The organism is Neisseria sp. HMSC068C12 (assembly GCF_001814095.1).
Taxonomy (GTDB): domain Bacteria; phylum Pseudomonadota; class Gammaproteobacteria; order Burkholderiales; family Neisseriaceae; genus Neisseria; species Neisseria perflava.
Window position 1 is genome coordinate 1 of record NZ_KV814801.1, and the last position, 24,616, is coordinate 24,616.

At 53.6% G+C, this 24,616-nt stretch carries 21 protein-coding genes and 1 pseudogene; 10 read left to right on the forward strand and 12 right to left on the reverse strand.

Annotated features, from left to right (window positions below; translation table 11 throughout):
- Positions 1 to 54 precede the first annotated feature (54 nt).
- The 4 genes from dksA to HMPREF2952_RS02015 form a co-directional block, all read right to left on the reverse strand.
- Positions 55 to 471 carry an RNA polymerase-binding protein DksA gene (gene dksA / locus HMPREF2952_RS02000; RefSeq protein WP_004519243.1) on the reverse strand — a complete coding sequence of 139 codons (417 nt, stop codon included), beginning with the start codon at positions 469 to 471 and terminating at the stop codon, positions 55 to 57.
- A gap of 233 nt (positions 472 to 704) precedes the next feature.
- A complete protein-coding gene (locus HMPREF2952_RS02005; protein ID WP_004519242.1) occupies positions 705 to 1,262 on the reverse strand; it encodes a YggT family protein in 558 nt (185 codons plus the stop codon).
- A 2-nt stretch (positions 1,263 to 1,264) separates the two neighbouring features.
- On the reverse strand, positions 1,265 to 2,062 hold the full coding sequence (gene proC, locus HMPREF2952_RS02010) for a pyrroline-5-carboxylate reductase (RefSeq protein ID WP_004519241.1): 798 nt from the start codon (positions 2,060 to 2,062) through the stop codon (positions 1,265 to 1,267).
- Between the two features lie 76 nt (positions 2,063 to 2,138).
- On the reverse strand, positions 2,139 to 2,834 hold the full coding sequence (locus tag HMPREF2952_RS02015) for a YggS family pyridoxal phosphate-dependent enzyme (RefSeq protein WP_039861911.1): 696 nt from the start codon (positions 2,832 to 2,834) through the stop codon (positions 2,139 to 2,141).
- A gap of 117 nt (positions 2,835 to 2,951) precedes the next feature.
- On the opposite strand from HMPREF2952_RS02015, the gene HMPREF2952_RS02020 reads away from it, so the two are divergent.
- The 3 genes from HMPREF2952_RS02020 to yccS all read left to right on the forward strand — a co-directional run bounded on the left by HMPREF2952_RS02020 (position 2,952) and on the right by yccS (position 7,615).
- Entirely contained in the window at positions 2,952 to 3,998 is a 1,047-nt protein-coding gene (locus tag HMPREF2952_RS02020) for a type IV pilus twitching motility protein PilT (protein WP_004519239.1), read from the forward strand.
- Positions 3,999 to 4,084: 86 nt separating this feature from the next.
- Positions 4,085 to 5,314 (forward strand): PilT/PilU family type 4a pilus ATPase, encoded by a 1,230-nt coding sequence (locus tag HMPREF2952_RS02025; protein ID WP_039861910.1) that lies wholly within the window; start codon positions 4,085 to 4,087, stop codon positions 5,312 to 5,314.
- Between the two features lie 165 nt (positions 5,315 to 5,479).
- Positions 5,480 to 7,615: a YccS family putative transporter gene (yccS, locus tag HMPREF2952_RS02030; RefSeq protein ID WP_049335626.1), complete on the forward strand. Its 2,136-nt coding sequence runs from the start codon at positions 5,480 to 5,482 to the stop codon at positions 7,613 to 7,615.
- Positions 7,616 to 7,782: 167 nt separating this feature from the next.
- On the opposite strand, the gene HMPREF2952_RS02035 is transcribed toward yccS, so the two are convergent.
- Positions 7,783 to 8,961: a phosphoglycerate kinase gene (locus HMPREF2952_RS02035; protein WP_004519232.1), complete on the reverse strand. Its 1,179-nt coding sequence runs from the start codon at positions 8,959 to 8,961 to the stop codon at positions 7,783 to 7,785.
- A gap of 195 nt (positions 8,962 to 9,156) precedes the next feature.
- Between HMPREF2952_RS02035 and HMPREF2952_RS02040 the strand changes: the two genes are divergently transcribed.
- The 3 genes from HMPREF2952_RS02040 to HMPREF2952_RS02050 all read left to right on the forward strand — a co-directional run bounded on the left by HMPREF2952_RS02040 (position 9,157) and on the right by HMPREF2952_RS02050 (position 12,354).
- On the forward strand, positions 9,157 to 10,506 hold the full coding sequence (locus HMPREF2952_RS02040) for a M16 family metallopeptidase (protein WP_049335628.1): 1,350 nt from the start codon (positions 9,157 to 9,159) through the stop codon (positions 10,504 to 10,506).
- A gap of 58 nt (positions 10,507 to 10,564) precedes the next feature.
- Positions 10,565 to 11,863, forward strand: a complete 1,299-nt coding sequence (locus HMPREF2952_RS02045) for a M16 family metallopeptidase (protein ID WP_070695219.1) — start codon at positions 10,565 to 10,567, stop codon at positions 11,861 to 11,863.
- A 131-nt stretch (positions 11,864 to 11,994) separates the two neighbouring features.
- Positions 11,995 to 12,354, forward strand: a complete 360-nt coding sequence (locus HMPREF2952_RS02050; RefSeq protein WP_004519228.1) for a DUF2628 domain-containing protein — start codon at positions 11,995 to 11,997, stop codon at positions 12,352 to 12,354.
- 78 nt (positions 12,355 to 12,432) lie between these two features.
- Here the strand turns inward: HMPREF2952_RS02050 and glmS are convergent, their stop codons facing one another.
- The 4 genes from glmS to HMPREF2952_RS02070 form a co-directional block, all read right to left on the reverse strand.
- Positions 12,433 to 14,271, reverse strand: a complete 1,839-nt coding sequence (gene glmS, locus HMPREF2952_RS02055; protein WP_070624839.1) for a glutamine--fructose-6-phosphate transaminase (isomerizing) — start codon at positions 14,269 to 14,271, stop codon at positions 12,433 to 12,435.
- A gap of 164 nt (positions 14,272 to 14,435) precedes the next feature.
- The gene (gene glmU / locus HMPREF2952_RS02060) at positions 14,436 to 15,809 is read right to left on the reverse strand and encodes a bifunctional UDP-N-acetylglucosamine diphosphorylase/glucosamine-1-phosphate N-acetyltransferase GlmU (RefSeq protein WP_070624841.1); all 1,374 of its coding nucleotides are present in this window, start codon (positions 15,807 to 15,809) and stop codon (positions 14,436 to 14,438) included.
- Positions 15,810 to 15,907: 98 nt separating this feature from the next.
- A complete protein-coding gene (locus HMPREF2952_RS02065; protein WP_070695293.1) occupies positions 15,908 to 16,192 on the reverse strand; it encodes a membrane lipoprotein lipid attachment site-containing protein in 285 nt (94 codons plus the stop codon).
- A 61-nt stretch (positions 16,193 to 16,253) separates the two neighbouring features.
- On the reverse strand, positions 16,254 to 16,901 hold the full coding sequence (locus tag HMPREF2952_RS02070) for a pyrimidine 5'-nucleotidase (RefSeq protein WP_070695220.1): 648 nt from the start codon (positions 16,899 to 16,901) through the stop codon (positions 16,254 to 16,256).
- A 64-nt stretch (positions 16,902 to 16,965) separates the two neighbouring features.
- Here HMPREF2952_RS02070 and HMPREF2952_RS02075 point away from each other — a divergent pair, with 64 nt between their 5' ends.
- The 3 genes from HMPREF2952_RS02075 to HMPREF2952_RS02085 all read left to right on the forward strand — a co-directional run bounded on the left by HMPREF2952_RS02075 (position 16,966) and on the right by HMPREF2952_RS02085 (position 19,470).
- The gene (locus HMPREF2952_RS02075; protein ID WP_070695221.1) at positions 16,966 to 17,967 is read left to right on the forward strand and encodes a thiamine ABC transporter substrate-binding protein; all 1,002 of its coding nucleotides are present in this window, start codon (positions 16,966 to 16,968) and stop codon (positions 17,965 to 17,967) included.
- Positions 17,968 to 18,080: 113 nt separating this feature from the next.
- The gene (locus HMPREF2952_RS02080) at positions 18,081 to 18,926 is read left to right on the forward strand and encodes a mechanosensitive ion channel family protein (RefSeq protein WP_070587831.1); all 846 of its coding nucleotides are present in this window, start codon (positions 18,081 to 18,083) and stop codon (positions 18,924 to 18,926) included.
- A 76-nt stretch (positions 18,927 to 19,002) separates the two neighbouring features.
- Positions 19,003 to 19,470 (forward strand): CinA family protein, encoded by a 468-nt coding sequence (locus tag HMPREF2952_RS02085; protein ID WP_070695222.1) that lies wholly within the window; start codon positions 19,003 to 19,005, stop codon positions 19,468 to 19,470.
- 80 nt (positions 19,471 to 19,550) lie between these two features.
- Here the strand turns inward: HMPREF2952_RS02085 and efeB are convergent, their stop codons facing one another.
- From efeB to efeU, 3 genes are all read right to left on the reverse strand, one after another.
- Entirely contained in the window at positions 19,551 to 20,816 is a 1,266-nt protein-coding gene (efeB, locus tag HMPREF2952_RS02090; protein WP_049344915.1) for an iron uptake transporter deferrochelatase/peroxidase subunit, read from the reverse strand.
- Positions 20,817 to 20,951: 135 nt separating this feature from the next.
- Complete coding sequence (efeO, locus tag HMPREF2952_RS02095; RefSeq protein WP_070695223.1) at positions 20,952 to 22,118, reverse strand: iron uptake system protein EfeO; 1,167 nt, start codon at positions 22,116 to 22,118, stop codon at positions 20,952 to 20,954.
- A 12-nt stretch (positions 22,119 to 22,130) separates the two neighbouring features.
- Positions 22,131 to 22,955, reverse strand: coding sequence for an iron uptake transporter permease EfeU (gene efeU / locus HMPREF2952_RS02100; protein ID WP_049322979.1), 825 nt, complete (start codon positions 22,953 to 22,955; stop codon positions 22,131 to 22,133).
- 380 nt (positions 22,956 to 23,335) lie between these two features.
- Here efeU and HMPREF2952_RS02105 point away from each other — a divergent pair.
- A pseudogene (locus HMPREF2952_RS02105) lies at positions 23,336 to 24,512 on the forward strand (cytochrome-c peroxidase).
- Positions 24,513 to 24,616: the final 104 nt, after the last annotated feature.

The following is a 24,616-nucleotide window of genomic DNA, read 5'->3' on the forward strand; positions in this document are numbered from 1 at the left end:
AGGCCGTCTGAAATGCTCTTTCAGACGGCCTTTTGAGGTTTCTATATCTATATTTTAGTCGGCGAACTGTTTTTTCATTCGTTCGCGTCGCTCTTGCGCTTCTACGGACAATGTCGCGGTCGGACGTGCCAGCAGGCGCTTGAGGCCGATGGGTTCGCCGGTATCGGCACAGAAACCGTAATCGCCTTCGTCAATACTGCGGAGAGTCGCTTGCACTTTATTGAGAAGTTTACGCTCGCGATCGCGGGTGCGCAGTTCTAAAGCGTATTCTTCTTCTTGAGTAGCTCGGTCGGCTGGATCGGGAGCGGATTCGTGCTCTTGAAGATGGCCGGTAGTGGTGTTTGCATTTTCAATCAGTTCTTCTTGCATTTTAACCAGTAGTTCGCGGAAGAAGGCCAATTGGTCGCTGTTCATGTAGTCCTCTTCAGGACCATCCCAGTTTAAAATATCTTGTTCTGTCAGCTTTGCCATGGTGTCTGCTTTCGGTTTGTTGTTAATGATTTGGATGCTACGGGTTTGCTTTTATTGGGTTTTCTTGAATTTCCGTTTTGGAAATTGGGCAAATCATATCATGTTTTACCTATTCATTTGTTCTTTATATTTCGATTTGCACTTTTTTGCACTACCTTACGCCTAAATATATTAATACGCTTTTTAGGACGTTGTATTTTTGGTCGTTAATACCTGCTGCGCTTTCAGACGGCCTATTGAAGCAAACATAGGTTGGTTTGCTGGATAAGTTGGGGAAACCATCGGGCCAGCCACAACCATAATAAGAGTGCCAACAGACTGCCTGAAAAATCGTATCGTCCTGCGCGTAAGAAGGAAAACGGTTTGAGCAATGGCTGCAGAATTCGTTCGATGGCATAAGCCAACGGGGAATAGCGGCCCTGTATGCTGCTCACCATTCTAATAATCAGACCAATAAGTAATGTATAGGCCGCGGCTTTCAGCATATGGAGTGCGGCAAACCAGAAGTTTGCCAAAATCAGCTTATTGCTGATGGACAGCGCCGGCGAGATGAAAATAATGGCGGTACAGGCAAGGTAGTACACCAGAAAACCTGCGGGCAGGCAGTACCAATCGGTTTTCTCGCCGGATGGGAATGCTTTTTGCCAAGGTTTGGTCAGCCAGCCTGTTGCCTGTATGCTGAATTTGAGCAGGGGGTGTTCTGCTGCCAATCCTGCGTATCGGAGCAAAAAGCGCGTGATACACAGGATGGCAATAGCGTCTGCCAATAATAAGAGCAAGTCGCCGCGCATGTTCAGACGGCCTTATATTGTTGCGCCATTTCTTGCGAACGTTTGACGCAGGCTTCTACGCCCTGTTCGATGGCTTCGGCAACGTGACGGGCTTTGAAGGTTTCGATGGCTTCGTGTGTCGTGCCACCTTTGGAAGTCACGTTTTGCTGTAATTGTGCAAATGCTTCGCCGGTCTGTTCGGCCAAAGCCACTGCGCCTTTAAATGTAGCAAGGCTCAGTTCGCGTGCGTCTTGTTCGTTGAAACCTTGTGCCAAAGCCGCATTTTGGAGCGCGCCCAAAAGATAGAAAACATAGGCGGGGCCGCTGCCGCTGATGCCGGTAATATTGTGGAGTTGATCTTCCTCGTTCAGCCAAACGGTTGTACCGACAGAGCGCATGATGCCGTCGGCGGCTGTACGGTCAGCTTCTGAAACGCCTGCATCGGCAAACATACCGGATACGCCTAAACCGATTTTGGCCGGCGTATTGGGCATGATGCGCACGATACGGCGTGTGCCGCCCAGATACTGGCTGAGGGTATCGATGGACAAACCTGCCGCTACGGACAACACCAGCGCGCCATTCAAACGGATGTTTTGACAGGCTGCCTGCATGTCTTGCGGTTTAACAGCGAGAATGAGGACATCGTCCGCACTCAATTCGGGCAGGTTTTCAGAAGTGGCTACGCCCAATTCTTGTACCAGTTGCTCCCGTCTTTCGGCGCCGCGTTCGACAATGTGGACACGATAGCCGTCTTGTTTGACCAAACCGCCTGCAATGGCAGTCGCCATATTGCCGCCGCCGAGAAAATAGATATTCATATATATGTCACTCCTTTGTGATATCGATCAAGCCGTCTGAAACTGCTGTCTGCCCTGTTCAGACGGCCTATTACTTTTATTGAGGATAATGCCGCTTGCCGAAAATCGCGCTGCCGATGCGGACATGGGTTGCGCCGCATTCTACCGCGATTGGCATATCTCCGGACATCCCCATAGACAAAACATCTGCTTCGACGCCTGCCGCGTTCAACTCAGCCAACAGCCGCTGCATGGTATGAAACTGGCTGCGCAACTCATCATCGCTGCTGTCGGCCTTGGCCACACACATCAATCCGCGCACTTTAATATTCGGCAACTTGGCCACTTCAAGGGCCAGCGCAACCGCTTCAGTGGGCGCTACGCCGTGTTTTGCTTCTTCCGCGGCAATGTTCACTTCAATGCACACCTGCAACGGCGGCATTTCAGACGGCCTTTGTTCACTCAAGCGCCGCGCCGTTTTCAGACGGCCTATCGTATGCACCCAATGTGCGCGTTCGGCCACAAATTTGGTTTTATTAGACTGCACATCGCCGATAACGTGCCAAACAATATCCGGCAAATCGGCCAGCGTTTCCGTTTTTTCAAACCATTCCTGAATATAGTTCTCGCCGAAATCGCGCTGACCGGCCGCATACACTTCGCGAATATCGTCTGCTGGAAACGTCTTGCTGACCGCCACCAGCTTCACCGCATCCGCAGACCGTCCTGCAGCCTCAGCCGCCTGTTCAACCGCCCGGCATACGTCCTGATAGTTTTGTTGCAATACCGACATGGTTTTCTCCTTTAACCCGTTCATCACTCGGCATTTTGAAAATTTTACTTGGTCGAACGGATTTATCTATTTAAAATAAAGCGATTTTATTATTCTAAACCAAAACAAGGCCACATTATGCAGATTACCGACTTACTCGCGTTCGGCGTGAAAAACAAAGCCTCCGACCTCCATTTGAGTTCGGGCATTTCCCCCATGATACGCGTACACGGCGACATCCGCCGCATCAACCTGCCCGAGATGAGCTCGGAAGAAGTCGGCACCATGATTACCTCGGTCATGAACGACCACCAGCGCAAGCTCTATCAACAGGATTTTGAAGTCGATTTCTCATTTGAGCTGCCTAATGTTGCCCGTTTCCGCGTCAACGCCTTTATGACCGAACGCGGCCCGGCCGCCGTATTCCGTACCATTCCGAGCACCGTCCTGACGCTGGAAGAATTGCGTGCGCCGCGCATTTTCCAAAAAATTGCCGAAAATCCGCGCGGTTTGGTCTTGGTAACCGGCCCGACCGGTTCGGGTAAATCCACCACGCTGGCGGCGATGGTCAACTACATCAACGAAACCCAACCGGCCCACATTCTGACCATCGAAGACCCGATTGAGTTCGTCCATCAAAGCAAAAAAGCGCTCATCAACCAGCGCGAGCTGCATCAGCACACCCACAGCTTCACCAACGCCCTACGTTCCGCCCTGCGCGAAGACCCAGACGTGATTTTGATCGGTGAGATGCGCGACCCTGAAACCATCTCCCTCGCCCTGACCGCCGCCGAGACCGGCCACTTGGTTTTCGGCACGCTGCACACAACAGGCGCCGCCAAAACCATCGACCGTATTGTCGACGTATTCCCTGCAGGCGAAAAAGAAATCGTGCGCTCCATGTTGTCCGAATCCTTGCGCGCCATCATTTCCCAAACCCTGCTGAAAACCCGCGACGGCAACGGCCGCGTCGCCGCACACGAAATCCTGATTTCCACACCGGCCGTGCGCAACCTCATCCGCGAGAACAAAATCGCCCAAATCAACGCCGCCCTCCAAACCGGTCAGGCCCACGGTATGCAAACCCTCGATCAAGCCCTGCAAACCCTTGTCCGCCAAGGCACCATCAGCCCCGAGCTGGCACGCAGCAAGGCGCAAAACATCGAAAACCTCTCTGTTTTCTAAACCATACCCAGGCCGTCTGAACCCCATCATCCCGTTTTCAGACGGCCTTTGAGCCTGACCGAATACCCGTTTTAAAGAGAATCATCATGAGCGACCTCGCCCCTCTGCACGACCTGTTAAGCGAAATGGTGCAAGCCTACTCACAAAAAAACCAAGCACCGCACATCCCCACCCCGGCCGAAATCGGCACACATCTTCATCCCCTGCTCGACCGCATGTGTGAAGAGGCCGAAAAACGCAACGCGTCCGACATCTTCATCAGCGCAGGCTTTCCTCCTGCCATTAAAGTCGGCGGCACCCTCACGCCCATGCCCCACAAAGCGCTGACCGGCGCGGACACCGCCGCCATCGCCGAATCCACCATGAACCCCGACCAACTCGAAGCCTTCAACCGCGACTGGGAAATCAACTATTCCGTCCAATCGCGCAGCAACACACGCTACCGCGTCAACGCCTACCACGAGCAAGGCCGCGTCGGCATGGTATTGCGCCGCGTCAGCCAAGACATTCCCGAGATGAAAACCCTCGGTTTGCCCGAAAAGCTCCAAGAGCTTGCACTCGCGCCACGCGGCCTGCTGATCCTCGCCGGCCCGACCGGTTCGGGTAAGTCCACCACCATGGCCTCCATGCTCAACTACCGCAACCAAAAGCTGCCCGGCCATATCGTCACCATCGAAGATCCCATCGAGTTTATCTACAAACCTTGCCGCAGCATCTTCACCCAGCGCGAAATCGGCATCGATACCGACAACTGGAAAATTGCCGTTCAAAGCGCCATGCGTCAAGCACCCGATGTCGTCTGTATCGGCGAAGTCCGCAGCGAAGAAAGCATGGAATACGCCCTTCAACTGGCTCAAACCGGCCATCTGTGCGTTTTCACCATCCATGCCAGTACGGCCTCCCAAACCATCGAGCGCATTATCAACTTCTATCCGGAAGACCGCCGCCAACAAGTTTTGATGGATTTGGCGTTAAACCTCGTCGGCATCATCGGCCAACGCCTCACCATCAAGAAAAACCGCCAACGCACGGCCGTTACCGACCTCCTGCTCAACACTCCGGCCATGCAGGACCTGATTTTCAAAGGCGAATTGCTGGAAATCCGCGACCTGATGGCACGCTCCGGCAGCAACGGCATGCAGACGTTCGACCAAAACCTCTTCAACCTCTACGCACAGGGCCAAATCGAACTCAGCGAAGCCCTGCGCCAAGCAGTTTCCGCCAACGATTTGCGCCTGCGCATTCAAATGCACGACGAGGGCAACAATACCGAGCGTCTCTACGACCGCATCAGCGACCTCAACCTGATGACCTGATGGCGCAAGCCAAAAAAGGCCGTCTGAACAAATGTGGAAACGAAATCAAGTATTTCCCCGTATCCGTTCAGACGGCCTTATCCTATTTCAAACATTCTGAAACCGACTGAAAATCCTGTTAAAATCCAATCATTCACCTCATAACGAATAATAAACAACACCATCATGAACACTCCGCCGCTCAAACCTCTGATCATTGCCTCCCTGCCCGTCTTCGCCAGCGTGTTCATCGCCGCCACCCTCGTTTGGCACTTCAACACGCCTAAGCTCGTCATGCCCTTCGTACTCGGCATTATTGCCGGCGGTTTGGTCGACTTGGACAACCGCCTCACAGGCCGTCTGAAAAACATCGTCATCACCGTTGCCCTGTTCACCCTCTCCTCACTGCTTGCCCAAAGCACCATCGGCACAGGCGTTCCCTTCATCTTGGCCATGACCCTGATGACTTTCGGCTTCACCATCCTCGGCACCGTCGGCCTCAAATACCGCACCTTCGCTTTCGGTGCGCTCGCCGTCGCCACCTACACCACGCTGACCTACACACCCGAGACCTACTGGCTGACCAACCCCGTCATGATTCTGTTGGGCACTGTCCTATACAGCGTCAACACCCTGATCTTCCAAATCATCCTGCCCCACCGCCCCGTCCAAGAAACCGTTGCCAACGCCTACGACGCACTCAGCAACTACTTCGATGCCAAAGCCGACTTTTTCGACCCCGACGAAGCCGCATGGTTGGGCAACCGCCAAATCGACTTGGCCATGAGCAACACCGGCGTGATTACCGCCTTCAACCAATGCCGCGGCGCACTTTTCTACCGATTGCGCGGCCAACACCGCCATCCGCGTACCGCCAAAATGCTGCGCTACTACCTCAGCGCGCAAGACATGCACGAACGCATCAGCTCCGCCCACGTCGATTACAGCGAAATGGCCGAGCAGCTCAAAAACACCGACCTCATCTTCCGCATCCGCCGCCTGCTCGAAATGCAGGGTCAGGCATGCCGCAACATTGCCGCCACCCTGCGCAACAACAAACCCTACGCATACAGCAAACGCCTCGGCCGCGCCATGGAAGGCTGCCGCCAGTCCCTCGGCCATTTTGCCGAGACCCACGCCGACAATGCCAACCTCCACAATATCCGCCGCCTGCTCGACAACCTCAGCAGTGTCGATTACCAACTGCGGCAACTGCAAAACGATGCGTCCCTTGCCGAAAACGACAACACCGACACCCGCATCGCCGCCCTTGAAAACACCAAGTTCCGCAATATCGGCGAAACCGTCATCAGCCAACTCAATTTCGACTCCGGCGTCTTCCGCCATGCCACCCGCCTCTCCATCGTCGTGGCCGCGGCCTGCATCATCGTCGAAATCCTCCATCTCAACCTCGGCTACTGGATTCTGCTGACCGCCCTTTTCGTCTGCCAACCCAACTACACCGCCACCAAAAGCCGCGTGTACCAACGCATTGCCGGTACGATTCTCGGCGTGATTGTCGGTTCGCTCGTCCCCTACTTCACCCCGTCCGTTGAAACCAAGCTCTGGATTGTTATCGCCAGCACCACCCTGTTCTTCATGACCCGCAGCTACAAATACAGCTTCTCCACCTTCTTCATCACCATCCAAGCCCTGACCAGCCTCTCGCTTGCCGGTTTGGACGTGTACCACGCCATGCCCATCCGCATCATCGACACCATCGTCGGTTCCGTTATAGCATGGGCTGCCGCCACCTACCTCTGGCCTGATTGGCGTTACCTCACCCTCAGCCATACCGCCGCCCAAACCATTACTGCCAACGGCCGTTATCTCGACGCCATCCTCGACCAGCTGCAAAACGGCAGCCGCGACGATGTCGACTACCGCCTTACCCGCCGCCAAGCCCATGAAAGCACCGCCGCCCTCAGCAGCACCCTGTCTGACATGAGCAGCAACCCGAAAAAATACCAAGACCGCCTGCAAGACGGTTTTACCCTGCTCAAAACCAGCTATGCACTGACCGGCCACATTTCCGCGCTCGGCGCATACCGCGACCAAGTCCGAATCGACGGCAACGACGGCTTTGCGCCCTATGCCAAGCTGACCCACCACATCGCCGAGTTGCTGACCCAAATGCCCCAAACCGACCCCGAGGCTTTTGAAACGGCCATGACCCAAATCCGTCAGGAATTTGCCGAGCTTGAACAAAACACACAAGCGCAGCAAGACCACATCCTCAAACACCAGCTCGACCTGATCATCCGCCAGCTTACCCCGTGCTATCAGGCATTGCACCGACAGGCCGACGTAGAGGCCGTCTGAAAAGAGCCGGACGCTTTCCAGACTGTTTAGCAACAAGTCTGCCAACCATCGGCGTTGAATCCAGCTAAACACTTCCTCAAATAAAAACCAAAAAACAAAAGGCCGTCTGAAACCTGATTTCCAGATTTCAGACGGCCTTTATTTTTAACAATCGATATTAAAACCGATTATGCGCCGCGTTTTTCCAAAGCAGCAACAGCAGGCAACTCTTTACCTTCCAAGAACTCAAGGAACGCGCCGCCGCCGGTAGAGATGTAGCTGATTTGATCGGTTACGCCGAATTTGGCAATCGCCGCCAAAGTGTCGCCGCCGCCGGCAATCGAGAACGCATCGCTTTGGGCAATCGCTTCGGCCAATACTTTGGTACCGCCGGCAAATTGGTCAAACTCAAACACGCCGACCGGGCCGTTCCATACGACCGTACCGGCAGCTTTGAGCAAATCGGCCAAAGCAGCAGCGGATTTAGGGCCGATGTCCAAAATCATGTCGTCTTCGGCAACGTCGGCAATGTCTTTCACCACAGCTTCCGCATCGGCGGCAAAGGCTTTAGCGACAACCACGTCGGTCGGCAGCGGAACAGAGCCACCTTTAGCCGCCATTTTCGCCATGATTTTTTTGGATTCTTCCACCAAATCGTGTTCGGCCAAAGATTTGCCGATGGCTTTGCCTTCTGCCAACAGGAAGGTATTGGCAATGCCGCCGCCGACGATGAGTTGGTCGACTTTGTCGGCCAAAGATTCGAGGATGGTCAGTTTGGTGGACACTTTGCTGCCGGCAACGATGGCAACCATCGGATGAGCCGGTTGTTTCAGGGCTTTGCCCAAAGCGTCGAGTTCGCCCGCCATCAACACGCCGGCGCAGGCAACCGGTGCGGCTTGGGCAACGGCTTCAGTCGAAGCTTGGGCGCGGTGGGCGGTACCGAATGCGTCGTTGACGAACACGTCGCACAAAGAAGCATAGGCTTTGCCCAGCTCCAAGTCGTTTTTCTTCTCGCCTTTGTTGATGCGCACGTTTTGCAGCATCACGACATCACCGGCGTTCAAAGTCGGTTTGTTTTCACGCCAGTCGTTCAATACTTTCACGTCTTTGCCCAACAGTTTGCCCAAATGTGCGGCAACAGGCGCTACATCGTCTTCAGGATGGAATTCGCCTTCGGTCGGACGGCCGAGGTGGGTCATCACGATCACAGACGCGCCGTTGTCCAAGCAGTATTTGATGGATGCGAGCGAAGCGCGGATACGGGTGTCGTCGCTGATGTTGCCGTCTTTAAACGGTACGTTCATATCGGCGCGGATCAGAACGGTTTTGCCTTGAACATTTTGTTCGGTCAGTTTCAAAAATGCCATGATGATTCCTTTGTGATGGTTGGAAACGGGAATGTTTGGGATTATCCGCGAATGAGGCGCGACGGTAAAGATTGGCAACGGCCGCGCTTGATGTGAATCAGCAGATAAGGCCGCAGGCCGTCTGAAACATTCGGCCTATCTTTGCAGATTTTCCGCTATACTTTGGCGATTGATTTTCATTTTACGGATTGAACCATGTTACGCCGAATTGCTTTAATGCTTGCCTTCACGCTGCCTGCCGCCTCATGGGCGCAGACGCTTTCTGAAACCCTGCCCAACGGTCTGAAAATCATCGTCAAAGAAGACCACCGCGCGCCTGTGGCCGTTTCGCAAATTTGGTACAAAATCGGCAGCGTGGATGAGAAACCGGGCAAAAGCGGCCTGAGCCACGCTTTGGAACACATGATGTTTAAAGGCACGAAAGACGTTCCCTCCGGCGAATTCAACCGCCGCGTGTCCGAGCTGGGCGGACAAAACAATGCCTATACCAACCGAAATGAAACGGTGTATTACGAAAACGTCGCCGCCGCCAACCTGCCTGAGATCCTGAAGCTCGAGGCAGACCGAATGCACAACCTCAACTTCAGTGACAAAGAATTCCTCAACGAGATGAACGTCATCCGCGAAGAACGCCGCCAACGCACGGAAGACACAGCCGACGGCAAAATGTGGGAACAAGCCTATCTTGCCGCCTTTACCCAACCGTCCATGCGCGCCTCCGTCATCGGCTACATGAAAGATTTGCACACCCTCAAAGCCGATGACCTGCGCACGTGGTACAAACAATATTACGCGCCCAACAATGCTGTATTGGTCATTGTCGGCGATGTCGATGCCAAACAAACGCTTCAGACGGCCGCCAAACTCTTTAGCGATATTCCCGCCAAAGCCCAGCCGCCGCGCAACAAACTCCATACCGAACCCTATTTGCGCAAGCCTGTTACGGTCAAAGCCACTTCTCCGGTTACACACCAGCCGCTGATTGCCATCAACTTCCGTGTACCGAAACTCCAAAAACTCGATGACACGATGCCTTTCGCCCTCGACATCCTCTCCGATATTTTGGCAGGCAACGCGTCCAGCCGTTTTGATAAAAACCTCGTGCGTGGCAAGCAAACCGCATTGAACGCAGGAACGCATTACGACATCATCAGCCGTGAAATTCCGCTGTTCAGCGTGATGGCCATGCCTGCCGAAGGCGTGAAAACCGATACTTTGATTGCCCAGCTGCGCCAAGAAATCAAAGACATTGCCGACCACGGCGTTTCCGAAGAAGAATTGCAGCGCGTCAAAACCCAGGCAGCGGTCAGCGAAATCTACGCCAAAGACTCCATGTCTTCCCAAGCCTCCATGATGGGCCGCCTCGAAGCGCGCGGTTTCCAATATACCGACGAACAAGAAATCCACCGCCGCTTACAGGCAGTCAGCGCACAAGAAGTACAGGCCGCCGCCCGAATGTTGACCGACGAGCGCATGAGCACCGTCATCATCGAGCCGCAAAAACCTGCCGCCGCGCCAAGCAAAAAAGCTGCCAAACGCCGATAAACATCAGGCCGTCTGAAAGCCCATACCCTTTCAGACGGCCTTAACAGAAAGCCACAACATGAAACCCACCCTGCTCGCCCTTGCCCTACTCCTGCCCTTAAGCATCCAAGCCGCCACCGACATCCAGCGTTGGCGCAACCGCGACGGCACCCAAATCCTCCTTGTCGAACGCCACGAAAACCCCATCATCGACCTTGAAGTCAGCTTCAAGGGCGCAGGCAGCATCGCCAATCCGGACGGAAAAAGCCAAGTTGCCGAATTTACCGCCGCTCTCCTGACCGACGGCACCCAAGAGCTGGACGAAGAAGCCTTCAATGCCGAAGCCGACAACATCGGCGCACAAATCAGCAGCGACAGCAATGCCGAGAGCGCATCCGCAGGCTTCCGCAGCCTCAGCAAAGCCGACATCCGCGACAAAGCCGCCAACTTGCTCAACCACTCGCTGACCCGTCCGCGCTTTGACGAAGCCGTTTTCCGCCGCCGTCAAATCCAATCCATTACCGGCTTGCAACAACAGGAAACCACCCCCGACTACACCGCTACGCGCGAACTGACCAAGCTCATCTACCCGAATCACCCTTACGGCAGTGGCGCAAACATAACCGTCGACAGCCTTAAACAAGTTAGTCTGGACGACATCCGCGCCTTCCACCGCACCCACTACGGCAAAGACAACGCCATCGTCGCCATCGTCGGCGACCTCAACCGCAAACAGGCAGAGCAACTGGTCGAACGCGTCCTCAAAGACCTGCCGGCCAAAGCCACCGCAACCCATGCCATCCCGCCCGTTCCCAAACAAACCGCCCAACGCCGCGACATCCCCTTTGCCGGCACACAGGCACAAGTCCTGCTCGGCACTTCCCTCTTCAAACGCCACGACCCCGACTATTACGCCCTCGTTGCCGGCAACTACATCCTCGGCGGCGGCGGTTTCGACAGCCGCCTCATGAAAGTTTTGCGCGACCAACACGGCTACACCTACGGCGTATACAGCAGCCTCGCCCCGGCGACAGAAGAAGGCACGTTTGCCGTTTCCTACTCCACCCAAAAGAAAAACACCAAAGCCTCACTGGCCGACACCCAAGCCGTCATTGAGCAGTTTATCGCCGAAGGCCCGACCGAAGCCGAGCTGAAACAGGCCAAAGCCAACATCGTCGGCGGCTTTCCCCTGCGCTACGACTCCAACGACAAACTGCTCAACTACCTGAGCCTGATCGGCCTCTACGACCTACCCAACGACTACTTGGAAGCCTACCCCAAAGCCATCAACAGCCTGACCGTCGAACAAGTCCGCGACGCATGGCAACGCCGCATCAAATTCAAAGACCTCAACACCGTCGTTGTCGGTGCAGAATAAAACGCTTTAAAACAACAGGCCGTCTGAAAGATTTTTCAGACAGCCTGTTTTCTTAATTATTCAAATCGTTTATGTTATCGTGATACAATCACTTGTTTTTTCAATTTTTGATCGTAAAAGGAATATATTTTATGAAAACTTACAAAATATTCAAAAATCCGACAGGTCAATATGAAGCTGTCAAACAAGGTTGGTCTTGGCCTGCATTTTTCTTTGGCGGCATCTGGGCATGCGTGAAAAAAATATGGGGCTTGGGTATCGGAATCTTTGTTGTATTTATAATTTTGAATTTAATCGCCGGTGACAATCAGGCCATGGGAAGCCTTGTCAGCGCACTTGGCTTCGGTGTAGGCATTGTACTTGGCTTACAAGGCAACAAATTGCGTGAAGGAAATCTGAGAAAACGTGGCTATCAAGAAGCGCCTAAAGTCATTCAGGCCAGCAATCCTGAAGCTGCTGTTGCACAATACATTTCTGAATACGAAAAATAAATCGGATTCTTAAAATGAAAAGGCCGTCTGAAACCCAAATCTCAGGTTTCAGACGGCCTTTTTTAACCGGTCAATTACTTATTCAACCGTTACTGATTTAGCCAAGTTGCGCGGTTTGTCCACATCTGTACCGCGTGCAAGGGCGGCGTGGTAAGACAGGAGTTGCACGGGGATGGTGTGCACAATCGGCGAGAGTACGCCGACGTGGCGTGGGGCGCGGATAACGTGCACGCCTTCGGTGGCGTTGAAGTTGCTGTCGAGGTCGGCGAAGACGAAGAGTTCGCCGCCGCGTGCGCCGACTTCCTGCATATTGGCTTTCACTTTGTCCAACAGGCTGTCGTTCGGGGCAATCACGACAACAGGCATGTTCTCGTCCACCAAGGCCAACGGACCGTGTTTCAGCTCACCCGCAGGATAAGCTTCGGCGTGGATATAGGTAATCTCTTTCAGCTTCAATGCGCCTTCAAGGGCGATTGGGAAGTGGATACCGCGACCCAAGAAGAGTGCGCTGGTTTTCTTGGCAAATTTTTGCGCCCAAGCGGCGATTTGTGGCTCAAGGTTGAGAACGTGCTGAATGCTGCCCGGCAGTTGACGCAATTCTTCAACGTATTCACGCGCCTGTTCATCGGAAACCAGACCACGTTGTTTGCCCAAGGTAACGGCCAAGCCGAACAGGACAACCAGTTGGGTCGTGAATGCTTTGGTAGAGGCAACGCCGATTTCTGCGCCGGCGCGTGTGTACAGTACCAATTCGCTTTCACGCGGCAGGGCGGATTCCATCACGTTACAAATAGACAGGCTGTGTTTGTGTCCCAAGGATTGCGCGTATTTTAGGGCTTCCATGGTGTCCAAAGTTTCGCCGGATTGGGAAATGGTGATGACCAATTGTTTCGGATCGGCAATCACGTCGCGGTAGCGGTATTCGCTGGCGATTTCCACGTCGGTCGGCACTTTGGCGATGGATTCGAACCAGTATTTGGCGGTCAGCGCGGCATAGTAGGACGTACCGCAAGCAAGAATTTTGATGCTGTGGATATCGTCGAACACTTCGCGGGCGTTGGCGCCGAAGTTTTCAGGTTCGAAGCCGCCATCAAGGAAGACTTCGGCGGTATCGGCGATGGCGCGGGGTTGCTCGTGGATTTCTTTTTGCATGAAGTGGCTGTATGGGCCCAACTCCAAAGAAGCCAGAGACAATTCGGATACTTTAACCGCGCGTTCGGTTTGCGCACCGGTTTTATCGAGCAATTTTTCGATACCGTTTGCGTTCAACAGGGCGATGTCGCCGTCTTCCAAGTAAGCGATGCGGCGGGTAAAGGCGATCACGGCGGATACGTCGGAAGCGATAAAGGTTTCTTGGTCGCCCAAGGCTACCAACAGCGGGCAGCCCATGCGCGCAACAACCATTTGTTCAGGGTTGTCTTGTGCGATAACGGCAATGGCGTATGCACCATGGAAACGGGCAGTCGCAGCTTGGACGGCTTCAAACAGTTTGCCGCCGTTTTGTGTGTATTCGTGGTTGACGCTGTGGGCGATGACTTCAGTATCGGTTTGCGATTCGAAGGTGTAACCCAACGCTTTCAGGCGTTCACGTTCGGCTTCAAAGTTTTCGATGATGCCGTTGTGGACAACCGCGATCATGCCGCCGGAAATATGAGGGTGGGCATTAGGCTCGGTTACACCGCCGTGGGTTGCCCAACGGGTGTGGCCGATGCCGATATGGCCGAACACGCCTTTTTCGCGTGCCGCATCTTCCATCAGCTGCACGCGGCCGACACGGCGGACGCGTTTGATTTTGCCGTCCATGTTGACGGCGATACCCGACGAATCGTAGCCTCGGTATTCAAGGCGTTTGAGACCGTCGGTCAGAAAATCGACTACATTGTGATTGGCGCGAATAGCACCTACGATACCGCACATATTAAGTTCCTTAGTATCAAAAGTTTGAGAAAATGACTGCTGCTCCGGCTCCCGAAAGCGGCAGTCGGAAAACGCCGTTTTATATTCATTGAAATGGCAAATCTAGGTTTCAGACGGCCTTTTATGTTTCTCAAGGCCGTCTGAAAACAAATAAAAGACCGGCCTTACTTCTTATCGCCTTTTTCCGGACGCACCCAGCCTTCGATGACGGTTTGGCGCGAACGGGCGAGAACGAGTTTGCCGTCTTCGCAGTTGCGGGTAATCGCGCTGCCCGCGCCTGTCGTCACTTTGTTGCCGAGGGTAACGGGGGCAACCAGTACGCAGTTTGAACCGATGCGCACTTCGTCGCCAATGACGGTTTTGTGTTTGTTCACGCCGTCGTAGTTAGCAATAATCGTGCCGGCGCCGAAGTTGGTTTTGCTGCCGATCTCGGCATCACCGATGTAGGTGAGGTGGTTGGCTTTGGTACCATTGCCGATGGAGGCATTTTTGACTTCGACGAAGTTGCCGATGTGTACGTCGTCGGCCAGTTTGGCTTGCGGACGCAAACGGGCGTATGGGCCGATTTGGTTGTTTTCGCCCACTTCGCAACCTTCAAAATGGGAGAATGGCGCGATTTTGGTGTTGGCACCGATTTTGGCGTTTTTGATCACGCAGTTGGCACCGATTTCGACGTTGTCGCCGAGTTCGACTTCGCCTTCGATGACGACGTTGACGTCAATCACGACATCTTGTCCGTGTTTCAGACGGCCCCGTAAATCAAAACGTGCTGGATCGCGCAGGGTGACGCCTGCTTTGAGCAATTCTTGCGCCTGTTCGGTTTGGAAAATACGCTCGAGTTCGGCCAGTTGGAGTTTGTTGTTCACGCCGGCGGCCAGATGGGAGGCGCGGACTTGGACGGGATGAACTTTAATACCGTCGGCAACGGCTTTGGCGATGAGGTCGGTCAGGTAGTATTCGCCTTGGGCATTGTTGCTGGAAAGGCTGTTCAACCAAGTTTCGAGTTTGGCGTTGGGCAAAACCAAAATGCCGGTATTGATTTCTTTTACGGCTTTTTGGGCGGCATCAGCATCTTTTTCTTCGACAATGGCGGTTACGCTGCCGTTGCTGTCGCGGATGATACGGCCCAAACCTGTCGGATCGTTAGGCACGTCGGTCAACAGGCCGACTTCGCTGCCTGCGGCTTCGAGCAGGGTTTCGAGGGTGGCTGCGTCAATCAGGGGAACGTCGCCGTACAACACCAGCGTGCGGCCTTCGGCAGACAGGTGCGGCAGGGCGGTTTTGACGGCGTGGCCGGTACCGAGCTGTTCGGTTTGTTCAACCCAAACGACATCGCGTTTGACGGTGTCCAAGACTTGCTCTTTGCCGTGGCCGATGACGACGCAGATGTTTTGGGGATTCAGGGAGGCAGCGGTGTCGATAACGCGCTCAACCATGGGAAGGCCGCCGATGCGGTGCAGCACTTTGGGCATTTTGGAGTACATGCGCGTGCCTTTGCCGGCGGCGAGGATGACGATATTTAAAGCTGTCTGAGCCATGATACGGTTTCCGTTGTCGTTGTTTGAGGCCGTCTGAAAAGTGGGGCAACAAGTGTTGGTTATTTTTCACTCCGTTTCAGACGGCCTTGGGGATATTGTTATTCGGTTGCTGGCTGTTGGTTGGCAAATTGCGGTTTTTGCCAATGTTGGCCGCGTTCGCCGTGTTCAGCATGATCCGCTTGATTGGATTGGACGGCGCGGCGCTCTGGGCGGAACTGGTTGTAATTCATGTTTTTAGAATAAGTACCGTCCTGATAAACAATGGGTGTGCCGGTAGCATATTTTTGGCGTACGGCGGTACGGCCGGATTCGGTGGTGTAGGTTTCCCAAGAGCAACCGGCCAAAACGGCGGCGGCGGTCAGAATTAAAGCGAGTTTACGCATGATGTTGTCCTTGTTTTTAAATGTCGGCAATACCGTGTATTGTACTTGTTTTTTCAAAACTTCACGGCAGTTTTGTGCAAAATTCAAGCAAACCCTGCATATCTTTCGCTATGCCGTCGGCAAATGGTAACGGATGGGCTTTTTCGCCATACCAAACGGTCTTCATGCCCAAGGCTTTGGCTTGGTGCAGATTGTCGGCGCTGTCGTCCACCATAATGCACTGTTCGGGTTTGATACCCAACAGGCGGCAAACGTTGAGATAGGCTTGCGGATTGGGTTTGTAGAGCAGGCCGAAGTCGTCCGTGCCGAACAAGCCGTCAAAATGCGCTTCCAAGCCCAATGCCTCAACCAATGCGCGGACATAAAACGAAGGCCCGTTGGAAAATACGGCTTTTCGCCCTTTCAGACGGCCTAAAACGTCATCAGTTCCATCCATACCCTCCACCTTTGCCAAAATTTGCTTAAGTGGATGACTTTCACGCAAAAATTCATCGATATCGACTTCGGGATGGTGGATTTGCAAACCGGCAAGCGTCGCGCCGTATCGGTGCCAATAATCTTGGCGCAGGTGGGAGGCGGCTTCTTCGGAAAGTTTCAGACGGCCTGCCATGTATTCGGTCATGGCGCGGTTGATGATGTAGAAAATGCCGGCTTCGGCATTGTGCAAAGTGTTGTCGAGGTCAAACAGCCAAACGAGGGAATAATTCATATCGTGCCTTGATATGCAGATTTTGTTATGATATTTCGTATTTTACCCGCACAAAGGAAAGAGAATGAAACTGAAATTGTCCGCCGTGGCCCTGTTGTTGGCTTCTGCAAACCTGTACGCCCAAACCGAAGTGCGTTTGGCCGTGCACAAATCCTTCAGCCTGCCCCAATCTGTCATCGCGCAATTTGAAAAAGCCAATGATGCCAAAGTGTCCGTTATCAAGGCCGGCAGCGGCAACGAAATGCTCAACAAACTGATTTTGAGCAAGGCTAACCCGATTGCCGATGCGGTTTACGGTTTGGACAACGCCAACATCGGCAAAGCCAAATCCGCCGGCATCCTCGCCGCCAACCAACCCAAATCCGCGCCCGTAAACGCTTCCCTGCCCGATGCGCTGGCCGTTGATTACGCCTATGTCGCCATCAACTACGACAAAAAATGGTTTGAACAGAAAAAACTGCCCCTGCCGCAAACCCTGCAAGATTTGACCAAACCGGAATATAAAAACCTTTTAGTAACCCCGTCTCCCGCCACGTCCTCGCCCGGCCTCTCCTTCCTCTTGGCCAACATCGGCGGCATGGGTGAAGAAGGCGCGTTCAAATGGTGGGCGCAAATGCGCCAAAACGGCGTGAAAGTTGCCAAAGGCTGGAGCGAAGCCTACTACACCGACTTCACCCAAAACGGCGGCGCCTACCCCCTCGTGGTCAGCTATGCCACCAGCCCGGCGGCCGAAGTCCACTACTCCAAAGGCAAATACAGCACCCCGCCCACCGGCAACCTCTTTCTCAAAGGCGGCACATTCCACCAAGTTGAAGGCGCGGCCGTTTTGAAAGGCGCGAAACAACCCGAGCTGGCGGCCAAACTGGTGAGCTGGCTGCAAAGCGGTGAAGTGCAAAAAGCCCTGCCTGCCGAAATGTGGGTCTATCCGGCTGCCAAAAACACACCGCTGCCCAAAGTATTCGAGTTTGCCCAAACCCCGAAACACAGCGATTCCCCCAACCGTGCCGACATCAACACCAAACAAAAACAATGGGTGAGCCGTTGGAGCAAAACCGTTTTACGTTAAGCTGAAAAAAATTTAAGAAAGATTAAAGGCCGTCTGAAAAAACAAATCATTAGTTTTTCAGACGGCCTTGTTTTACAATAACCTTTTAAACAACTTCACACGCACACACAATTATGAATTTCGATCTTCAAGTCCTCTCTTCGTTCTCCGGCTGGGAGCAACTCGCCCAAACCGGCATGTCTTTCGGTACCAACCTGCTGGCCGCCTTAGCCATCTTCTTTATCGGCCGCTGGATCGCCACACGCTTGGTAACACTGATGAAAGCCGCGCTGACACGCGCCAAAGTCGATAAAACACTGGTCAGCTTCCTCGGCAACGTCGCCAACATCGGCCTGCTGATCCTCGTCATCATCGCCGCACTGGGCAAACTCGGCATCCCGACCACTTCCGTTACCGCCTTGATCGGCGGCGCAGGCTTGGCCGTGGCTTTGTCTTTGAAAGACCAACTGTCCAACTTCGCCGCCGGCGCGCTGATTATCCTGTTCCGCCCATTTAAAGTCGGCGACTTTATCCGTGTCAACGGTTTTGAAGGTATCGTCCGCGAAATCAAAATGGTGCAGACCTCTTTGAGTACGCCGGACAACGAAGAAGTCGTCCTGCCCAACAGCGTGGTCATGACCAACAGCATCACCAACCGCTCCTCCCTGCCCCTGTGCCGCGCCCAAGTCGTTGTCGGCGTCGACTACGCCTGCGACTTGAAAGCCGCCAAAGCCGCCGTATTGAGAGCGGCAACCGAGCATCCATTGTGTGTTCAAACCGAAGAACGACCTGCCGTCGTATACATTACCAACCTTGGCGACAGCGCCATCGAAATTACCCTTTGGGCGTGGACGCAAGAAGAAAATCTCGGCCCGTTCCGATTCGCCCTGAACGAGCAAGTGGTTGAAAACCTGCGTGCCGCCAACATCAACATCCCGTTCCCACAATGTGATGTCCACCTCATTCAGCCGAAAGCCTGATTTCAGCTTTCAGGCCGTCTGAAACCCGGCGGGTCAAACGCCCGCCCCATTCCACCCTTTTCCATAAGGAGCCGCCATGTCCCATCTGCAAACCATCGCCGAACACCTGACCAGCCGCCGCCAAACCGTTACCTGCGCCGAGTCCTGCACCGGCGGCCTACTTGCAGGTGCGCTGACTTCCATTCCCGGCAGCTCGCAGTGGTTTCACCAAAGCTTCGTCACATACAGCAACCAAGCCAAACAAGACCGCCTCGGCGTCATGCCCGACACCTTGCTGAAACACGGCGCGGTCAGCCGCGAGACCGTCTATGAAATGGCTCGCGGCGCAAAAGCCGTCGCGCAGGCAGATTACGCCTTGAGTATTTCAGGCATCGCCGGCCCTGGCGGCGGCAGCGCGGCCAAACCGGTCGGCACAGTCTGGTTCGGCCTGGCCACGCCCGAAGACTCGTTTGAGCAAACCGCGCTATTCACAGGCGACCGCGAAGCAGTAAGGGCGCAAGCCGTCGAATACGCATTGGCTTTCTTGGCGAAACATTTAGTTTGATAGAAAAAACTCAGGCCGTCTGAAATCTGGAAATCAGTTTTCAGACGGCCTTTTATTATCTATTCAAACCATCGGCGGATTTATACGCCCAAAAGCTCTTTGCCGAGGAAGCTGCCTTTTTCGACACCCGGCAGGACGAAGAAATAGCCGCCGCCAAACGGGCTGATGTATTCCTCCAGCGGTTCGCCGTTGAGCAGGTTTTGCACGAAGATGAAGCCGTCGGCAAGGTTGGCCTGATAGCAGATGAACACCAAGCCGACATCGAGCTGGCCGTTGGCGGCGAGGCCGCGCGAGTAATTGAAGGCGCGGCGGTAGAGCAGGTGTTTTTTCATGAACTCCGGATCGCGCGGATTGGCAAGGCGCATATGGCTGTCTTTGGGCGTAATTTTGCCGTCGGGGTCTTTGGCGAAATCGGCGGTATCGCCCTCTTTTTTACCGTCCATGGGTGCGCCGCTGTATTTGCGCCGGCCGAAAATATCGGTTTGTTCCTGCATCGGGGTGCGATCCCAAAACTCGACAAAGTGGCGGATAAGGCGGACGGCCTGATAGCTGCCGTTTTTCGCCCATGCCGGTTCATCCAAGCTGTTGGCGGCAACGCCCGTCCACAGGACTTGATCGGCGACTTTGGGATCTTCGACTTTGGGATTGCCTGAGCCGTCGCGGAAACCTAAAAGATTGCGCGCGGCAATGGCGCCGGGTTCGGCTTTAGGGAGCCAACCGTCTATGCTCCAGCGGATCACGGCAAACTGGGCGGTGTTTTTGATGATGTCGCGCAGGGCGGCTTGGCAGGTTTCGGGGGAAAACGCGCAAATTTGCAGGCTGAGGTCGCCGTCGCACCAAGATTTTTGGAGTTTGTCGTTGGGGAAGTCGCGCATTTCCTGCAGGTGTTTCGGCTTTTTGTCTTTGAGGCCGAAGCGGTCGTCAAAGAGGCTGCTGCCGACACCGACGGTAACCGTCAGCCCGTCGGGACGGAATTGTTTGCCGAGGATGCCGCTGCCCGCAGGCGGGAGCTTGTCATCGCCATCTTGGTATTCGCCGCCTTGGGTGAGGAATTCGATGCGGGCGGTCAGGGCGCGGAACAGGTTTTCAAGTTGTTTGGCGTCTTTGGCGGTAACGTCAAAGGCACACATGATGCCGAAGAGCTGGTGTGGCGTGACAATGCCTGCCTGATGCTCGCCATAACACGGATAGGCCAGCTCGGAATGTTGGTTGTTTTGGGTCTCGGCGGCGGCTTCGCCTTGTTTTTTACCGGCAAAATAACCGGCAACGCCGATGGCGCCGGCGGCAAGGGCAGTTTTGAAAAGGGTTCGTTTTTCGGGTTGTGCCGGTTGCTTGTTTTGGCTCATGGTCTGCTCCTTGGCAGGGAACGGAAAGATTGCAATCGTGTGAAGTAAGGTCGGTTTTCAAGCATATTTTGTGTGGACGTCAATAAGATTCAGACGGCCTTTCAATATCCAAAGGCCGTCTGAAAACGCGTTATCTTATTTCAAACCCAAAATGCCACGCAGTTTGGCCAAATCTTCTGCCAAGGCATTAATCGGCGCCTGCAGGGCTTTGCGATCTTCTTCGCTCAGTTTGTCATACGGCTCGAAACCGTTCGGGGTTTTGTATTTCGCCAAAATGTCTTCAACCTGTTTGAAGTTGGCATCGGTTTTTTCCAACAACGCTTTGTCTTTGGCTTCGATCAGCGGACGGAACAAATCAACGATTTTTTTGGAGCCTTCCACATTGGCTTGGAAGTCGCTCAAGTCGGTATGGCTGTAACGGTCTTCTTCGCCGCTGATTTTGCTGCCGGCCACTTCTTCAATCAGTTCGGACGCGCCGCCGACCACTTTGCCTGGAGGGAATGCCAATGCGTCGATTTCTTTTTGCAGGGCTTCAACATCGGTCATCAGTTTCGCTGCAATTTCCTTCACGCCGGATACGTCTTTTTCTACCCAAAGGGCGTGTTCGATACGGTGGAAGCCGGTAAATCCGGCATCTTTCGCACCGTCTTTGAAGTCGTCTTCACGCGCATCGATGACGGGGTCGAGTTCGCTGAAAAGCTCGGCAATCGGTTCGATACGTTCGTAGTGGAAGCGGGTGGCGGCAAACAGGGATTTCGCTTTTTCGATGTCGCCTGCTTTGACGGCTTCGGTAAAGACTTTGGTTTTAGCGACCAACTCTTTGGCTTCCGCCTGAACATAAGCTTTATAGTCGGCCAGAGGTTGCGCCAGTTTTTCCAAATCGGCTTCGTTGGCCGTGTCTTTGAAGCCGCTGTCGGTAACAATCAGCTTACCGCGCGGATTGGTCAACAGGCCGCAAGTCATTTCGTATTCGCCCGGCAGCAGGGTAACGGTCATTTTGTCGGATAAACCCGGAGCGATGTTTTCACGCTCGTCCACCACCATCACGCCTTTCAGAATTTCCCATTCCAGCTTGCGGCCGCTGTCGTTTTTAATGTTAAACACGACTTGGCCGCTGGGGACGGTCAATTCCATTGGTTCACAAGCAGTATCGTTCACGCCGATATTGACCGAACCGTCGGCATTGGCGGCAGCGGATGCGCCTGAAGCGGCAGGCGCGGCTTTTTCGGCTTCAGGCGGCTGACACGCGGTCAAACCCAGAGCCAACATTACGGACAAAGCAGTCAGATTGAATTTTTTCATTTTCATTCCTTTTTATTTAGTTAACGTTTTTGCCGGTGCGCTGCCGCGCAAAAACCAAATCATGACGGGAACCAGATACAGCAGCCAAATCAGGACTTCGCCTTCGGTCGGGTGGTCGGTATAGCCGAAGAAACCGCCGAGCAGCACCCCTAAAGGGCTGTCTTCATGCAAATATTTCGATGTGTCGAAAGCAATATCCTGCATCACATTCCATACGCCGGCCTCATGCAGCGCACGAAACGAACCGGCCAACAGACCGGCCGCCACCACAATCAGAAACGCGCCCGTCCAACGGAAAAACTTCGCCAAGTTCAGGCGCATACCGCCCTGATAAATCAGCGTACCGATGACAACCGCCACCAACAGCCCCAACACCGCGCCTATCGGCATAGACCATGTCGGGCTTTGCTGGAACACGGCCAGCAGGAAAAACACGCTCTCCAACCCTTCACGCGCCACAGCCAAAAACGCCATGCCGACCAAGGCCCAACCCTGGCCGCTGCCGCGGTTCAAGGCCGACTGAACAGAATCCTGAAGATGCTGTTTCATCGAACGTGCGGCCTTTTTCATCCACAAAATCATGTACGTCAGCATGGCCACGGCCACCAGGCCGATGACGCCGACCACCAATTCCTGTTCTTTTTGCGGAATCTCGCCAGTAGCGGAATGAATGCCGTAACCAATACCCAAACACATGACCGAAGCCAAAAACACGCCCAGCCAAACCTTCGGCATCAGCTCGCTGTGTCCCGACTGTTTCAAAAAACTGGCAACAATGCCGACGATCAGGGCGGCTTCGATGCCCTCGCGCAGCATAATCAATAAAGCAATCAGCATAAAAACTCTAAAGTGAAACGTTCATTTGTTAACGCATTTATAACGCTTTATGTTTAATAATGCAAATTATTTTTATTTTTTAATAACCCTATATTTATTAAGATTTTTTAAAAGAAAATAACGAACGTAATCAATAAAAACTAAAAGGCCGTCTGAATTTTATTTTTTCAGACGGCCTTAATTTATCTAAGTAATTGTAAATAAATAATAAAAAAGTTCCATAGTATAAATTTCCCTATCAGTGATATTTTCAAAATTTATCAAATTTAAAAGGTTGATTTACAACAAAAATTAAAACCGCCTTATCTTTTATAGTTGGCATATTGCTGGTGCAATCAGCAATCCATGACATAACAAACGCATAACAAAGGAACCCTCCTATGCCACGTTTAAAACTCCACCAAATCGCTTTGGCTTTGGCCGTTTCTGCCGCGCTGACCGCCTGCGGCGAGAAAACGGCTCAAACAACCGAAACCCCTCAAGCAGCTTCTGCCGCGAGCGGTGCCGATGCTGCCGCAAGCACCGCCGCTGTTTCGGCCCCTCAAAATTCTGCCGATGTTTCTGCCGAAGACAAAGCCCTGTTGGAACGCGCGCAAGCTACGTTCAAACCTTTGCCTGACTTAGCCGAAATGCAAAAAGTTCGTCCGTTTACCGAAGAACAGGTCAAACTCGGCCAACAACTTTGGTACGAAAACCGCCTGTCCAAAGGCAACACCGTCAGCTGTAACTCTTGCCACAACTTGGCAACTGCCGGCGTAGACAACATGCCGACCAGCGCGGGTCACAAAAGCCAATTCCGGCGGCCGTAACTCCCCAACTGCCCTGAATGCCGCCTTGTTGGGCAGCCAATTCTGGGACGGCCGTGCAGCCGATGTGGAAGAACAAGCCGGCGGCCCATTGCTCAACCCGGTTGAAATGGCCAACGCTACCGAAGCCGATGCCGCCGCCAAAATCGCCGGTATCCCTGAATACCAAGAAAAATTCAAAGCCGCATTCCCTGAAGACGGCGCGGTTTCCTTTAAAAACATCACCACTGCATTGGGCGCGTTTGAACGTACCCTGCTGACTCCGACCCGTTGGGACGACTACCTGAAAGGCAACGTATCTGCCCTGAGCGAACAAGAACGCAAAGGCGTACGCGCATTTATGGACAACGGCTGTATCGCTTGTCACAACGGCGTCAACTTGGGCGGTACCATGTTCCAAAAATTCGGTTTGGTGGATGGTCCTTACTGGAAACACATCGACGATCCTAAACACGACAAAGGCCGTGCGGACGTAACCAAAAAAGCCGAAGACGAATTCTTCTTCCGTGTTCCCGGCTTGAGAAACGTTGAACGTACCTATCCATACTTCCACAACGGCAGCGTTTGGGAATTGGATAAAGCCGTCAACATCATGGCGAAAGCTCAATTGGGTAAAACCCTGGCTCCGGAAGACACTGAAAACATCGTTGCCTTCTTGAAAGCCCTTTCCGGCAATGTTCCGGAGTCTGCCCGAACCATGCCTGAGCTGCCCGTCTCCCACGATGTCAAATCCCAACCTGACAACAAATAAGGGTTAGCATAAAACAAGGCCGTCTGAAAATCCGTTTCAGACGGCCTTTTTGCTGCCGGCCATATGGGCAGCTTTGTTTCACGATTGCGCACAATATGGTAATC